Source organism: Anaerotruncus sp. DFI.9.16 (genome assembly GCF_024461615.1).
Taxonomy (GTDB): Bacteria; Bacillota; Clostridia; order Oscillospirales; family Ruminococcaceae; genus Anaerotruncus; species Anaerotruncus massiliensis.
In genome coordinates this window covers 51,019-65,010 of the sequence record NZ_JANFZX010000001.1, presented here as the reverse complement: position 1 = coordinate 65,010, position 13,992 = coordinate 51,019, and the positions used below count along the sequence as shown (strand labels likewise).

General features: G+C 54.4%; 16 protein-coding genes. All 16 read left to right on the top strand.

Annotated features, from left to right (window positions below; genetic code table 11):
• The first annotated feature begins 30 nt into the window (after positions 1 to 30).
• The 16 genes from NE609_RS00345 to NE609_RS00270 all read left to right on the top strand — a co-directional run bounded on the left by NE609_RS00345 (position 31) and on the right by NE609_RS00270 (position 13,875).
• Complete coding sequence (locus NE609_RS00345) at positions 31 to 516, top strand: hypothetical protein (RefSeq protein ID WP_256151342.1); 486 nt, start codon at positions 31 to 33, stop codon at positions 514 to 516.
• The gene (locus tag NE609_RS00340; RefSeq protein ID WP_256151341.1) at positions 443 to 1,666 is read left to right on the top strand and encodes a PBSX family phage terminase large subunit; all 1,224 of its coding nucleotides are present in this window, start codon (positions 443 to 445) and stop codon (positions 1,664 to 1,666) included. The genes NE609_RS00345 and NE609_RS00340 overlap by 74 nt, the downstream gene beginning before the upstream one ends.
• A gap of 13 nt (positions 1,667 to 1,679) precedes the next feature.
• A complete protein-coding gene (locus NE609_RS00335) occupies positions 1,680 to 3,170 on the top strand; it encodes a phage portal protein (protein ID WP_256151340.1) in 1,491 nt (496 codons plus the stop codon).
• Entirely contained in the window at positions 3,160 to 4,746 is a 1,587-nt protein-coding gene (locus NE609_RS00330; protein ID WP_256151339.1) for a minor capsid protein, read from the top strand. Before NE609_RS00335 ends, NE609_RS00330 begins: the two co-directional genes overlap by 11 nt.
• Before the next feature lie 404 nt (positions 4,747 to 5,150).
• Positions 5,151 to 5,750, top strand: coding sequence for a phage scaffolding protein (locus NE609_RS00325; RefSeq protein WP_256151338.1), 600 nt, complete (start codon positions 5,151 to 5,153; stop codon positions 5,748 to 5,750).
• 20 nt (positions 5,751 to 5,770) lie between these two features.
• A complete protein-coding gene (locus NE609_RS00320; RefSeq protein WP_256151337.1) occupies positions 5,771 to 6,958 on the top strand; it encodes a phage coat protein in 1,188 nt (395 codons plus the stop codon).
• Between the two features lie 5 nt (positions 6,959 to 6,963).
• Positions 6,964 to 7,353, top strand: coding sequence for a hypothetical protein (locus NE609_RS00315; RefSeq protein WP_256151336.1), 390 nt, complete (start codon positions 6,964 to 6,966; stop codon positions 7,351 to 7,353).
• Entirely contained in the window at positions 7,347 to 7,709 is a 363-nt protein-coding gene (locus NE609_RS00310) for a hypothetical protein (protein WP_256151335.1), read from the top strand. The genes NE609_RS00315 and NE609_RS00310 overlap by 7 nt, the downstream gene beginning before the upstream one ends.
• Positions 7,709 to 8,182, top strand: a complete 474-nt coding sequence (locus tag NE609_RS00305; protein WP_256151334.1) for an HK97 gp10 family phage protein — start codon at positions 7,709 to 7,711, stop codon at positions 8,180 to 8,182. Before NE609_RS00310 ends, NE609_RS00305 begins: the two co-directional genes overlap by 1 nt.
• Positions 8,169 to 8,594 carry a DUF6838 family protein gene (locus NE609_RS00300; protein ID WP_256151333.1) on the top strand — a complete coding sequence of 142 codons (426 nt, stop codon included), beginning with the start codon at positions 8,169 to 8,171 and terminating at the stop codon, positions 8,592 to 8,594. Before NE609_RS00305 ends, NE609_RS00300 begins: the two co-directional genes overlap by 14 nt.
• A gap of 1 nt (position 8,595) precedes the next feature.
• Positions 8,596 to 8,781, top strand: a complete 186-nt coding sequence (locus tag NE609_RS00295) for a hypothetical protein (RefSeq protein ID WP_256151332.1) — start codon at positions 8,596 to 8,598, stop codon at positions 8,779 to 8,781.
• Position 8,782: 1 nt separating this feature from the next.
• Positions 8,783 to 10,123 (top strand): phage tail sheath family protein, encoded by a 1,341-nt coding sequence (locus NE609_RS00290; protein ID WP_256151331.1) that lies wholly within the window; start codon positions 8,783 to 8,785, stop codon positions 10,121 to 10,123.
• A 13-nt stretch (positions 10,124 to 10,136) separates the two neighbouring features.
• Positions 10,137 to 10,613: a phage tail tube protein gene (locus tag NE609_RS00285; protein ID WP_256151330.1), complete on the top strand. Its 477-nt coding sequence runs from the start codon at positions 10,137 to 10,139 to the stop codon at positions 10,611 to 10,613.
• A 28-nt stretch (positions 10,614 to 10,641) separates the two neighbouring features.
• Positions 10,642 to 11,073 carry a phage portal protein gene (locus NE609_RS00280; protein WP_256151329.1) on the top strand — a complete coding sequence of 144 codons (432 nt, stop codon included), beginning with the start codon at positions 10,642 to 10,644 and terminating at the stop codon, positions 11,071 to 11,073.
• Between the two features lie 232 nt (positions 11,074 to 11,305).
• On the top strand, positions 11,306 to 13,213 hold the full coding sequence (locus NE609_RS00275) for a hypothetical protein (protein ID WP_256151328.1): 1,908 nt from the start codon (positions 11,306 to 11,308) through the stop codon (positions 13,211 to 13,213).
• Positions 13,213 to 13,875 (top strand): LysM peptidoglycan-binding domain-containing protein, encoded by a 663-nt coding sequence (locus tag NE609_RS00270; protein WP_256151327.1) that lies wholly within the window; start codon positions 13,213 to 13,215, stop codon positions 13,873 to 13,875. Before NE609_RS00275 ends, NE609_RS00270 begins: the two co-directional genes overlap by 1 nt.
• Positions 13,876 to 13,992: the final 117 nt, after the last annotated feature.

Here is a 13,992-nt window from a genome sequence, read left to right as displayed (position 1 = left end):
TTAGCAACAACTAACGAGGGAGGGACGAACGTGGCTAAGCTGACCGATAAGCAACGGAAAAAGATTATAGCTGAATCGGTGAACGGCTCGAGCATTCGGGCGCTGGCCGCGAAATACGGCGTCTCTACGACTACGATTCAGCGCACGTTAAAAAGCGACAACGACCTAAAACAAAAGGTCGCACAAAAAAAGGCTGAGAACACGGCAAGCATTCTGGCCTTTATGGATTCTAAGAAAAATGACGTTTGCGGACTGATTGACAAGCTGCTTGCGGCTATGGGAGACGAAGACAAGCTCGCTGCCGCGACGGTCAATCAGCTTGCTACCGCTATGGGTATCGTCATTGACAAATATACAGCTAACGAGGCAATTAAGTCGTCCGACGCGAAGGAGACCAACTTCTTTGAGGCGATTCGTGCTGCTGGAAAGGAGGTTGACCTGAGTGCAATACCAGAGCTTCAGTCCTCGGCAGAATGCGACCCTCTTCTGGTGGACGAAACCGGAACATCAGAATAGAGACGGCCTTATCTGCGACGGGTCAATCCGTTCCGGCAAGACGGTCTCAATGGCTATCGGCTTTATCATGTGGAGCATGGCGAGCTTCGATAAACAGAACTTCGCTATCTGCGGCCGCACGATTGAAGCGCTTCGGCGTAACGTTATCGTACATATTCCCACATGGCTTGAGGGTATGTTCGAGGTTACTGAGCGCCGCAGCGAGAATAAAATGGTCGTCACTATCGGCAATCGCTCTAATACCTACTACCTCTTCGGAGGCCGAGACGAATCCAGCTACACCCTTATTCAGGGCATTACTCTGGCGGGAGTCCTCTTCGATGAGGTCGCCCTTATGCCTCGCTCCTTCGTAGAGCAGGCTATGGCGCGCTGCTCGGTCTCCGGGTCGAAGTTCTGGTTTAACTGCAACCCCGAGTCGCCGGGCCACTGGTTTTATAAAGAGTGGATTCGTAAGGCGGCGGAGCGCAATATGCTCTACCTGCATTTTACGATGGACGACAACCTCAGCCTTGATGAGAAAATCAAAGCCCGATACGAGGGTATGTATTCCGGCGTGTTCTACGACCGGTATATCCGTGGTCTCTGGACCGTCGCGGAGGGCTTGATATATACAATGTTTAATAAGGACTATCATGTAGTCCCTTCCGTGCCTCGCGATTACGAGGAGTACCTTATCTCTTGCGACTACGGCACCTTAAACCCGACCTCGGCCGGGCTCTGGGGCCTCTGTGAGGGAAAATGGTACCGCGTTCGAGAGTACTACTACGACGGACGCAAGGAACGGTATCAGCGAACGGACGAGGAGCATTACGCAGCTATTGAAGAGCTTGCGGGAGACCTCTCGATTCGGAAAATCATCGTTGACCCTTCCGCCGCCTCGTTTATCGAGGTCATACGCCGGCACGACCGCTTCATGGTCGAGCAGGCAAGCAACCGAGTCCTTGACGGTATTCGCGATGTTGCTACCCGGCTGAACGCCGGCGACATTTTCTTTTGCGACTGCTGCACGGACTGTATAAGAGAGTTCGGTTTATATCGGTGGGACGAAAAAGCCGCCGAAGACCGGCCGCTAAAAACCGACGACCACGCTATGGACGATACGAGATACTTCGTTCGCGCCGCGTTCCAACCGTCGAGATTCAGTTTTTAAGGAGGTGCGATAAATGCCCTTATTCAAGAAGCCTATCGAGCAGGAGTTTTTCAATTTGCGCCTCCGCGCCGGCAGGCCTATGACCGAGCTTGAGTTCTACGCGCGAGAGCTTACCGACTGGGAGACTTCTCCTGAACGGCGCGAGATGATTGACGGCGACCGGTACTATACCGGAGACCATGACATTCTCAAACGCCAGCGCACGGCTATCGGCCCTGACGGTAAGCTGATTGTGATTGAGAATCTCCCGAACAACCGCATTGTGGATAACCAGTATGCGAAACACGTTGACCAGAAGGCAAACTACCTTCTCGGTCAGCCTATTTCCTTCTCCTGCGAGAATGACGATTACGCAGCCGAGGTCAAGAAGGTACTCGGCATGAGGTTTATGCGTACTCTCAAGAGCGCGGGAGTCGAGTGCCTCAATGCGGGTATCTCGTGGCTTTATCCCTATTACAATAAAAACGGCGAGCTCGCATTCCGGGTATTCCCCGGCTACGAGATTATGCCGTTCTGGGCGGACGCAGCTCACACCGAGCTTGACTCCGCCCTTCGCCTTTATCCGGTCGAGGTCTACTACGGTACCGAGAAGAAAATCGTTAAGAAGGTCGACCTCTTCACGCCGGAAGGCGTCACGACCTACATCTTTGAGAACGGCGTACTCACGCCGGACACTGAGAAGCAGGCCTATGTTAAGGTGAAGGACAGCAAGGGTAACGAGCAGCCCCTGAACTGGGAACGCTTCCCCCTTATCCCTATCAAGTACAACCCGAAGGAAGTCCCTCTCATTCGTCGGGGCCGCTCCTTGCAGGACGCTATCAACCTCCTGCAATCCGACTTCGTGAACAACATGGAGGAAGACGTCCGTAATACTGTCCTTGTCCTCAAGAACTACGATGGACAGGACCTCGGGGAGTTCCGGCGTAACCTGACGACCTACGGAGCTATCAAGGTCCGCACGGTCGAGGGTACTGACGGCGGCGTGGACAGCCTTGAAATCTCGGTAAACTCTGAGAACTATAAGACCGTCCTCGAGCTTCTGAAAAAGGCGCTCATTGAAAACCTCCGCAGCTACGACGCGAAGGACGACCGCCTCTCTGGTACGCCTAACCAGATGAACATTCAGAGCATGTACTGCGACATCGACCTCGACGCGAACGCGATGGAGACCGAGCTGCAAGCCTCTTTTGAAGAGATTCTCTGGTTTGTGAACACCTACCTTGCCAACACCGGCAAGGGCTCGTATGAGAGCGAAGATATTACGGTTATCTTCAACCGCGACATTCTTATCAACGAGTCTGAGGCTATCGATAACTGCTCTAAGTCCGTCGGCATTATCTCCGACGAGACCATCGTCGCTATGCACCCGTGGGTCGATGACCCTGCAGCCGAGCTTGAACGGCTCGAAAAGCAGAAAGAGGAAACTGACCCCTACCGCGCGGCTTTTGAGCAGGCGCGGGCTTTGCGTAACCCCGAAGGCGGTGACCCGGTAAATGAGGAATGATAAGTACTGGGCCAACCGAATGCGGATTCTTGAGGAGTCCTTGCTTGATAAGGGGTACGACTACGTTAAAAACCTCGAGCGGCAATATGCAACCGCTATTCAGGATATAGAATCGCAAATCGCGAGATGGTATCAGCGGTTTGCGGCCGAAAACGGCATAACGCTCGCCGAGGCGAATAAGCTGCTTACCACGCAGGAGCTTGACGAGTTCCGGTGGACCGTTGAAGAGTACATAAAACACGGTCAAGAGAACGCAGTCTCTCAGGCGTGGCTCAAGCAGCTTAAGAATGCTTCTGCCCGCGTCCACGTGTCAAGGCTTGACAGCTTGAAGCTCCAGCTACAGGAGCAGGCCGAGGCCTTACACGGGGCGCAGACGGAGGCCCTTAATTCGTCCCTGAGCGAGGTTTACCAGCGAGGCTATTATCATACCGCCTTTGAGCTCCAAAAGGGCATGGGGGTCGGCTGGACGCTTCACGGGCTGACCGATGAAGCTATCAGCAAAGTACTCTCGCGGCCGTGGACCTTAGACAGCCAGACCTTCAGCGATAGAATCTGGGCGAACAAGCAGGCGCTCGTCAACAGCGTCAACACGCAGCTTACTCAGATGATAATGCGAGGTGCGGCTCCGGATAAAGCCATCAAGGCTATCTCCGACCGTTTTCAGGTCTCTAAGTCGCAGGCCGGGCGTCTGGTTATGACCGAGAGCGCCGCCTTCGCGAACGAGGCCCGCAAGGACTGCTTCAAAGACCTCGGCGTCGAGAAGTACGTTATTGTGGAAACCCTTGACAACGAGACCTGCAGCCTCTGCGCGCAGTTCGACGGCAAGGTCTATCCTATGAGTGAGTATCAAGTCGGCGTTACCGCGCCGCCTTTTCATCCGTGGTGTCGTGGCACGACCGCCCCCTACTACGAGGATATGCAGGGTCTCGGAGACCGCTTCGCGAGAGACGTGAAGACCGGCGAGAGCTTCGATATTCCGAAGGATATGACATATAAGGACTGGAAAGCGAGACAAGACGCCGCCTATGGCGCTGGTACCGTAGAAAAGTTCAAAAATATGTGGTATAATGAATCTGCTGATAAAAAGCAGTATGAGAACTACAAGGCTCGACTCGGTGCAGACGCGCCTAAGAACTTTGCGGCTTTTCAGCAGTTAAAATATAATTCTGAGAACTACAAGGACCTTACAGGCTACTACCGATACAAGGGAGCGAATCCTACAAGCGATAAGCGCTTTTGGACCGCGCATAAAGCGGTCAAGGCTCTCCACGATGAGGGCAAAGTCCGGACAACCGGAACTCTGGTCGCCCCGCCTCTGGGGCGAGTCGCTATCAAGGCGAACGAGCACGCCGAAAAACGGTTTGCCTCTCGCGGCATAACCTTAGAATGGACTCAGAATATTATTGATAACGCAGACTTCGCGCTCAAACAGCGTAAGGGCACGCAATACGCCTTCTATACGAGTGAGGGCTTTGCGGTCCTTGATAATAACGGCGAGATTGGTACCGCCGGGCAACTGGACGAACGCGGCAAGCTGCTATATGACGAGGTGATGAAACATGTCCGAGCAAAATAAGGTCAAGTGCCCTTTACTGAATAAGGAAATTGACTGGGGCTATTGCTGGGAGCTTTGCAATATCGCTACCGACGATATTCTTCTTGAGGGCGATACCGTTCCCGACTGGGATAAGGCTCTCGAGGTATGTAAGAAGTGCGGTCGATATTCGAGCGAGCCAGAAGGCTCCTGATTCGAGCCCGATTTTTCAGAGGGTAAATCTAAGGGCCCCTCAGTTAAAACGCGATACGGGAGACCGTGGAGCCCCACAGAAGCAATAGTTGATTAGAGCGTCCCTGCTTTTTAGCAGGAGGCGCTTTTTTCATACAAAAATTACCGCCTTACGCGGCGGACAACAAATAGCGTACCCGCAATACCGGGACTGGCCGGATAAAAAGGACAGCGGGAGACAGGAGGACAAAATGTTGGACTGGCTGAAAACTATTTTGGGAGAAGCGTACTCCGAGGAGATTGATAAGAAGGTCTCTGAGGAAATCGGCAAGAACTTCGTGGCGCGTGCAGACTTCAACACTCTGAACACCGAGAAGAAAGCTCTCGCCGATACCGTCAAGGAGCGCGACAAGCAGCTTGAGACCCTCAAGGCCTCTACCGGCGACGTCGAGGCGCTCAAGACGCAAATCGCTACTCTCCAGACTGAGAACACCGCAACGACGAAGGCCCATGAGGCAGAAATCAAGCGTCTCAAAATCGATAACGCCGTTGAGCTGGCTCTGTCTGCTGCCAAAGCGAAGAACGTAAAAGCCGTGAAGGCGCTGCTCGACCTTGATAAGGCTGAGCTCGACGCGGACGGCACCGTTAAGGGTCTGGCCGACCAGATTAAGAAGCTGGCCGAGGCACCCGACAGCGGTTTTATGTTCGACACTACGAAACCGAAGAATGACTTTAAGGGCTTCAAGCCCGGCGAGAGCGGAGACCCGGCACCTTCCGGCGATAAAAAGCCGGAGAATATGACTTACGACGAGCTCTGCGCGTACCTCGCCGAAAATCCTGACACAAAACTTTAATATGAAAGGACGATTTTACTATGGCAAACAGCAAGTTTGATTCTAAGAGCTTCAATGCTGAGGCGTTCAAGTACATGGTGGACCGCGTTCCTAACCTCAACCTGAACGAGCTCAAGAAGTCTCGTGCCCTTGCGGGCAACCCCGACATCCGCGGTGTGTTTACCGCTCAGAACGGCACTGCGTATGCCCGTCTGGCTATGCGCGGCCTGATTGATGGCGATGCCGTTAACTACGACGGCCAGACTGACATCACCGCAACCTCCACTAAGACCTTCGAGCAGGGCGTCGTTGTCGTCGGTCGTGCGAAGGCTTGGACTGAGAGGGACTTCTCCTATGACATTACTGGCGGCGTTGACTTCATGGACAACATCAGCCAGCAGGTGGCCGAGTATAAGGACCATCTGGACCAGAACACGATTCTCGCTATTCTTGCCGGCATTTTCGCCATGACCGACGCAAAGGGCAAGGAGTTCGTGTCTAAGCATACCCTCGACGTAACCGGTGTCGGTACCGGAGCAATGGCGGCTTCTACTCTGAACTCCGCGGCGAACAAGGCTTGCGGCGCGAACAAGAAGAAGTTCAAGCTCGTGTTCATGCACTCTGACGTTTCTACCGGCCTTGAGAATCTCAACTTGATTGAGCGTCTCAAGTATACCGATAAGGACGGCATTACCCGCGACCTCGAGCTCGGCACGTGGAACGGCAAGCTCGTTGTTGTTGACGACGACATGCCGGCTTCTGATGGCTACTTCGACGCCGATGCCAACACTGATGGCGCATTGAAGATTGTCGCTTCTGGCACTCCTGCTGCAGGCGAGATTCTTCTGTCTAAGGTAACTCCGTACTTCGGCAGCAAGACTCTGGCTGCAAACGATTATGTCGTTGCAGGTACTCAGTATACGACCTACGTTCTCGGCGAAGGCGCTATCTCCTACGAGGACATCGGCGCGAAGGTGCCTTATGAGATGAACCGTGACCCGAAGACCAACGGCGGTGAGGACACTCTGTACACTCGTCAGCGCAAGGTCTTCGCTCCTTACGGTATCTCTTATGAGAAGGCTTCTCAGACTTCTCTGTCTCCTACCGATACCGAGCTCAAGAACGGCGCGAACTGGGCGTTGGTGCATTCCGGTGAGACTACCGCGTCTCAGCGTTCCTACATCAACCACAAGGCCATTCCTATCGCGCGTATCTTCTCCAGAGGTTAAGGCCTATGGAGATACTCGCGGCAGTAACCGCCCGACTGTCGGCCCTCGGTTATACCGTGACCGAGACCGACAGCGCGGCGCTTGATTACAATATTAAGAAAGCCGAGACGACCCTAAAGGTACGAACGAATCAGCTCGAAGTGTCTGAGGGCCTTTTCTATGTCTGGGCGGATATGGCTGCGGGCATGTTCCTCACAGACAAGAAGGCTTCCGGTGCGCTCTCTGAGGTCTACGACTTCGACGCGCCGGCTAAGAGCATTTCTGAGGGCGACACCTCCGTCACCTTTGCGATTGCAGATACCGGCTCCTTTGAGGACCAGTTCGACGCAATGCTCGCGAAGATGGTAAACCCCGACGCGGAGCTTATCGCAGCGTTTAGGAGGTTGGTATGGTGAAAAGCTATCAGAACGCTCTACGGAGGCTCTGGGACGGCCTCTGTGACGTTTATGTCCTCGAGACAGCGGTAAATAAGGCAAACGGCCGGGACGAGCCTACGGAGGTCCAGAAGCTCCACGGCGAGCCCTGCCGTTTGTCCTTCTCAAGTATTTCAAGCACGACTGAGCGGGACAGCGCACCGCTGATTCAGCAGTCTGTCAAGCTCTTCGTCTCGAAGACCGTAAAAATCCCGGCGGGCTCTAAGATAGTCGTAACGCAGGAAGGCCGGACTACCGCTTATGCGAGGTCCGGCGAGCCTGCGGTCTATAGCTGTCATCAGGAGATACCGCTCGTCCCGTTCAAGGAGTACGCTTAATGTCCCGCTGGGGACGCTGCGACTTCTCTCAGTTCAGGGAGTTCGCGAAAGGCTTTGAAAAGCTGAGCGACTCTGAGATAGACGACCTCTGCGTGGCCTGCAGTAAAGAGCTCGCCGCAAGGCTTCTGGCTCTCGTTATTCCGGCTACCCCGGTCGGCAAGTACCCGAAAGGCTCCGGTAAGAAAGGCGGTACCCTCCGCCGAGGCTGGGGTGCTAAGAACGGTAAAGCCGGCCGCGAGTATGCGCAGTCCCTGACTGTCACAAAGTCCGGGAATACGTATATGGTCGAAATCATAAATCCGGTCGAGTACGCCTCGTATGTCGAGTTCGGTCACCGTACCGTAAGCGGCGGCTGGGTCGAGGGCCGGTACATGCTGACTATCTCTGAGGAAAAGCTGAGACGAATCGCCCCGTCTGTGCTTGAGAAGATGGTGCTTCGGAAGCTGAAGGAGGTCTGCAATGGCGGAAATTAGTACAAACATTATCTTAGACGGAATCACGCTGGCCCTGAGGTCCGCTTTTCCCGGCAGTCACATCGAATCAAACGCAGTAAAGCAGGGGCTTCGGCAACCTGCTTTTATTGTGCTTTTGATTAACGCCGAGGTCGCGGACTACCCGGCTCAGCGCAAGAAACGTCTTCCTCGTTTTGATGTTCTCTACTTTCCGAAGGCCGGGCGTGAGGACTGCTACGGCGTGGCAGATACCCTCACCGAAGTGCTTGAAGTGATTGACCTGCCCGGCGGCGATAAGCTACGCGGTACGGATATGAGTTTTCAGGTGACGGACGGAGTGCTTCACTTCCTCGTCTCCTATAACCACTTCACGTATAAGACGGCCGAGGAGGTCAAAATGGGAACTCTGAAAATTGAACAAGGAGGAAACTGATATGGCGAAAGCTACTGCGGCGGCAAAGTCCGTCGCTCCTACTCACTCCAAAGAGCAGCTTTTGAGGTCTCAGCGCTACGCTAAGCGCCGCGACCTTCTGGGCGCGCTTCTGGAGGACGGTAAGTGGTACACCCTCGAAGAGGTTGATACCGCTATCGAAAACTTTATGAAAGGCAAGGTGAAATAATATGGCCCTTGGCGGTGGAATCTGGGCAGTACAGAACAAGGTACTCCCCGGCACGTATATCAACTTTTCCAGCGTGGCTAAGGCGTCCGCTACTCTCTCCGACAGAGGTTACGCGGCTATGCCTCTTATGCTGGACTGGGGTCCCGACAGTACGGTCTTTACCGTGACGAGCGGCGACTTCCAGAAGAACAGCCTCAAGATTTTCGGTCATGCGTACACTGATGACGCTTTGCTGCCTCTGCGCGAGCTTTTCCAGTACACGCAGACCCTCTACGCCTATCGCCTGAATGGCGGAGGCGCTAAGGCCGCTTGCGCTTACTGCACGGCGAAGTATTCCGGCGTTGCCGGCAACAAGCTCTATGTGGTTATTGCGGCGAACGCTGACAACTCCAGCCTCTTCGACGTCAGCCTCTACTACGATACGACTCTCCTCGATACGCAGACCGTGGCTGCGGCTACCGCGCTCAAGGATAACGACTTCGTAACGTGGAAGACTACCGCGTCTCTCGCCGCGACTGCGAAGACCCCGCTCACCGGTGGTACGAACGGCACGGCAAACGCGGCGGCTCATCAGGCGGCGCTCGATAAGTTTGAGAGCTATAGCTTCAATACTCTCGGCTGCCCGTCCGACGACTCGACCACTATCAAGCTGTATATCAACTACACAAAGCGCCTCCGCGACGAGGTTGGTGCGAAGTTCCAGACCGTTATTTTCAACCTCGATTCCAACGAGAAGCTCGCAGACTACGAGGGCGTTATCGAAATCGGCAGCAAGGTGACGGACTATGATTCCGGCATTTCCGGCCTCGGCCAGTACGGTCTCGTGTACTGGATGACCGGCGCGTCTGCGGGCTGTGCCGTGAACAAGTCCAACACGAACAAGAAGTATGACGGCGAGCTCACCGTCGACGTGGACAGAACGCAGGCCGAGCTCGAGGCAGCAATCAAGGCCGGCCGCTTGATGTTCCACAATGTCAACGGCGACGTTCGCATTCTCGAGGACATCGACTCTATGATTACCGTCTCCGACACAAAGGGCGACGTCTTCAAGTCGAACCAGACTATCCGCGTCTGCGACCAGATTGCGAACGATACGGCGGTCCTCTTCAACACGCGCTACCTCGGTACCGTGCCGAATGACGCGGCTGGCAGAATCGCTCTTTGGAACGATATTTGCAAGCTCCATCAGGACCTCGAGTCCATTCGCGCTATCGAGGACTTCGACCCCGACAGCGTAACCGTGGAGCAGGGCGACACGAAGAAGGCTGTCCTTTGCACTGTGAAGGACCTGAACGTCGTGAACGCTATGGCTCAGCTCTATATGAGCGTCATTATCATGTAAGGAGGTTTGAATTATGGCTCAGCCTATTATGAACGCGCTTGACGCGATTGCGGGCTCTCAGGCTTCCGCGTATGTCACGATGGCCGACGGAAATAGATACTGCTTCATGCAGCTCTATTCCTTCGAGTCCAAAATGGACATCTCCGTAGCTGAGGTGCCTATCCTCGGCAAGTCCGGCAAGGGCAATAAGCCGACCGGCTGGTCCGGCACGTGGAGCGGCACCGCCCACTATAATCAGTCCGTTTTCCGTGAAATGCTCCTCGAGTATAAGCGTACCGGCTTTATGCCTACGTTCGATATTCAGGTCGCGAACGAAGACCCGACCGCTTCTGTTGGTCGTCAGACTATCATCTTGAAGAACTGCCTCACTAAGGGCGGCATTCTGGCGAAGTTTGACGCCGACGCCGAGACTCTCGACGAGGAACTCGAGGGCACCTTCGATGACTGGGAAATGCCCGAGACCTTTAGCTTGCTGAACGGCATGCAGTAAACCAACATAAAACAGGAGGTATTTTACTATGGCTAAGAATCTGACTGCGTTCCTTGCTCAGAACGCGAAGAAAATCGACAATGTTACCTTTATCGCTTCCGACCGTTTTGTCGACCCTGATACCGGTGAGGCTATGCCGTGGGAAATCTGCTGCATTACCGCGGCGGAGAATGCTGGTCTGAGAAAGGCCTGCATGCGTACCGTCCCGGTACCCGGCCGCAAGGGCCAGTTTACGCAGGACTTCGACGCGAACGCCTACCTCGCGAAGGTGGCTGTCCGCTGCACGGTGTTCCCGAATCTGAATGACGCCGAGCTCCAGCAGAGCTATGGCGTTATGGGCGCGGAGCAGCTTATCACCACTATGCTGACCCCCGCCGAGTTCGAGGACTACTCCACTAAGGTCCTGCAGGTCAATGGCTTCCAGTCCGGCGACGAAATGGTGGAAGAAGCAAAAAACTAATACTCGGAGACGACCCGGAGGCGAACTACGTCTATTACTGTCTCCATAAGTTCAAATGGCCGCCGAATGTCTTCCTTGACATGGACCCGTATACGCAGGCGTTCATTATCGCTGCTATCGATATAAAGGTCGAGCAGGAGAAGAAAGAAGCGTCCAAAGCAAAACACGGGAAAAAGCGCTGAGGTAAAGCCGGGTCAAGCCTCGGCACCTATTCCCGGAAAGGAGGAGGCCTATGGCCCTTATCAAGTCGCAGCTCGTACTTACGGACGGCATGACCGGCCCGCTCAAGAGTATCAATAAGGCGATGAACATTGTACTTAATAGCTTCGAGGCTATGCAGGACGCGTCCGGACGGGCTATCGACACCGCCTCCATTCAAGAGGCCCGCGAGGAACTTGCGAGAGCAAGTGCCGCGCTGGACCAGTTGGAAGACCATACGAATAAATCAACCGACGCCTTCAGCCGGCTCGCGAAAGCCATCGGGCTTGTGATGATTGCCCGCAAGGCGCTCGATACCATCAAGACCGGAATTGATTATGCCTCCGACCTTGCCGAAGTCCAGAACGTCGTCGACGTTACTTTCGGAAGCGCTACGGAGGCTATCAACTCGTGGTCGAAAGAGTGTCTTGCCGCTTACGGCATGAACGAGGTAAGCGCAAAGCGGTACGCCGGCACTATCGGCGCCATGCTCAAGTCTTCCGGCCTTGCGGGCGACGCCATTGTAGATATGTCGAAAGATATGGTCGGCCTTGCCGGCGATATGGCGTCGTTCTATAACCTTGACCTTGAGACCGCCTTCGAGAAAATCCGTTCCGGTATCTCCGGCGAGACAGAGCCCTTGAAGCAGCTCGGCATTAACATGTCGGTCGCCAACCTCGAGGCTTATGCCCTCTCGCAGGGTATCACAACGGCCTACAACGAAATGTCTCAGGCTGAGCAGGTCATGCTCCGGTACAATTACCTTATGAGCACGACCGCCGACGCGCAAGGCGACTTTGCCCGCACGCAGGATAGCTACGCCAACCAGACCCGGCTTCTCTCCGAGAGCTGGCTCGAGTTTACCGGCATTATGGCTGAGCAGCTTCTGCCGGTCCTTACGACCATCGTCTCGTGGCTGAATAATATCGTCGCCTTCCTCACGGAGAACGCAGATATGGTCAGCGCGGTACTCGTGGGGCTGGCTACTACGGTCGGCATTCTCGCCGTTGCGTGGGTCGTCCATGCCGCTGCTCAGTGGCTGGCTGTCGCGGCAAATCGGGCCCTTATTGTTTCGCTCCTCTCGAATCCGATTCTCTGGATTGCCCTTATCATTGGCGTACTTGTCGCGGCGATGTATCGGTGGATTCAGTCTATCGGCGGCGTTAAAAATGCGTGGGAGATTTGCAAGCTCGCGCTTATTGTGGGCTGGAATGCGGTCAAGCTCGCATTCTTTACCGGCGTCTACTGGGTCATTGACCTCGTAGACAAGCTCAAGCTCTGCTGGCAGAAAGCCGGCGTCGCAATCGCGAACTTCATGGGGGATATGAAGGTCTCTGTACTGACGATTCTCCAAAATATGATTAACGGCGCTATCGATATTATCAATAAGTTCATCGGGGTGCTGAATAAAATCCCCGGCGTGAGTATCGACGCCATTGAGCATGTGACCTTTGCAACGACTGCGGCCGCAGAAAACGAGGCTGCGAAGTCCGCTCGTGCGGCAGACCTTGCCGCGTATGAGAGCGAGCTCGCCAGCGCAAAGGCCGGAAGAGACGCGCATATCGACTCTCTGAAAGCTGAGCTCAATTCTTCTGTCGACGCTTTGCAGGCTGCTTACGCTCAGGCGAAAGCCGACGCCGCGGCGGACAGCTCTGCGGAACAGACCGCTCTTGACGGTATCGGCGCGGACACTGCTGGCATTAACGACAGCGCGGGAAGCGCGGCCGCGTCCTTGAAGGAAACGACCGAGGACCTGAAATATATGAGAGACCTTGCGGAGCAGGAAGCAATCAACCGTTTCACGACCGCCGAGGTCAAAATCGATATGACCGGCATGACTAACCGCATTGATTCCGATATGGACCTTGACGGCGTGCTGAATACTCTGACCGAGGGCTTCGCGGAAGCACTCGAGGTCGCTGCTGAGGGGGTGCATGAATAATGTATAGCTTTTACTTCGGAAGTCTGCTTTTACCGGTTACGCCGCAGAAGCTGACGACCAAAATCAAGGGGAACAACAAAACGCTTACCCTTGTCAATGAGGGCGATATAAACTTCCTGCGCTCTCCCGGCTTGACCGAAATCAGCTTTGACGTTGTTCTCCCTATGCTGGGGCAGTACTCTTTTGCGGGTACCTTCCGCAGACCTGACTACTACCTCGGTATTTTCGAGAACTACATGACAAGTAAGACTCCGTTCCGCTTCATCGTGAGTCGTGTGTCGCCCTCTGGGAGACTTTTGTTCGATACGAATATGAAAGTAAGCCTTGAGAGCTATAACATCACAGAGGACGCCACAAAAGGCCCTGACGTGACCGTTTCGGTTACGCTCAAGCAGTATATCGACTACGCGACGAAGACCGTCACGGTAACGAAACCGGCTGCGGCCGCGAACAAGCCCACCATCAAAGAGGAGAAGAAGCGCGAGACTTCGAGCAAGCCTAAGACGAAATCCTATACCGTAAAGAAGGGAGATTGCCTCTGGAATATCGCTAAGAAGTATTACGGCAACGGAGCGCAGTACACAAAAATCTATAACGCGAATAAGGGCAAGATAAAGAATCCTAACCTTATTTACCCGGGGCAGGTGTTGACGATTCCATGAGTAAAGTAGATTTAATCATTCAGAGTGGCAGCACGATTCTCTACCCCATTGTTGAGGAAGGTATCAGTCTTTCGTGGGACCGCAAGGGCTCTCCCGGAAAGCTCAAGTTTTCCGTGG

Excerpts from the sequence above, each read along its gene's own strand:
- NE609_RS00335 (WP_256151340.1), top strand. The coding sequence starts at position 1,680 with ATGCCCTTATTCAAGAAGCCTATCGAGCAGGAGTTTTTCAATTTGCGC.
- NE609_RS00330 (WP_256151339.1), top strand. The coding sequence starts at position 3,160 with ATGAGGAATGATAAGTACTGGGCCAACCGAATGCGGATTCTTGAGGAG.
- NE609_RS00320 (WP_256151337.1), top strand. The coding sequence starts at position 5,771 with ATGGCAAACAGCAAGTTTGATTCTAAGAGCTTCAATGCTGAGGCGTTC.
- NE609_RS00315 (WP_256151336.1), top strand. The coding sequence starts at position 6,964 with ATGGAGATACTCGCGGCAGTAACCGCCCGACTGTCGGCCCTCGGTTAT.
- NE609_RS00310 (WP_256151335.1), top strand. The coding sequence starts at position 7,347 with ATGGTGAAAAGCTATCAGAACGCTCTACGGAGGCTCTGGGACGGCCTC.
- NE609_RS00305 (WP_256151334.1), top strand. The coding sequence starts at position 7,709 with ATGTCCCGCTGGGGACGCTGCGACTTCTCTCAGTTCAGGGAGTTCGCG.
- NE609_RS00300 (WP_256151333.1), top strand. The coding sequence starts at position 8,169 with ATGGCGGAAATTAGTACAAACATTATCTTAGACGGAATCACGCTGGCC.
- NE609_RS00295 (WP_256151332.1), top strand. The coding sequence starts at position 8,596 with ATGGCGAAAGCTACTGCGGCGGCAAAGTCCGTCGCTCCTACTCACTCC.
- NE609_RS00290 (WP_256151331.1), top strand. The coding sequence starts at position 8,783 with ATGGCCCTTGGCGGTGGAATCTGGGCAGTACAGAACAAGGTACTCCCC.
- NE609_RS00285 (WP_256151330.1), top strand. The coding sequence starts at position 10,137 with ATGGCTCAGCCTATTATGAACGCGCTTGACGCGATTGCGGGCTCTCAG.
- NE609_RS00280 (WP_256151329.1), top strand. The coding sequence starts at position 10,642 with ATGGCTAAGAATCTGACTGCGTTCCTTGCTCAGAACGCGAAGAAAATC.
- NE609_RS00275 (WP_256151328.1), top strand. The coding sequence starts at position 11,306 with ATGGCCCTTATCAAGTCGCAGCTCGTACTTACGGACGGCATGACCGGC.
- NE609_RS00270 (WP_256151327.1), top strand. The coding sequence starts at position 13,213 with ATGTATAGCTTTTACTTCGGAAGTCTGCTTTTACCGGTTACGCCGCAG.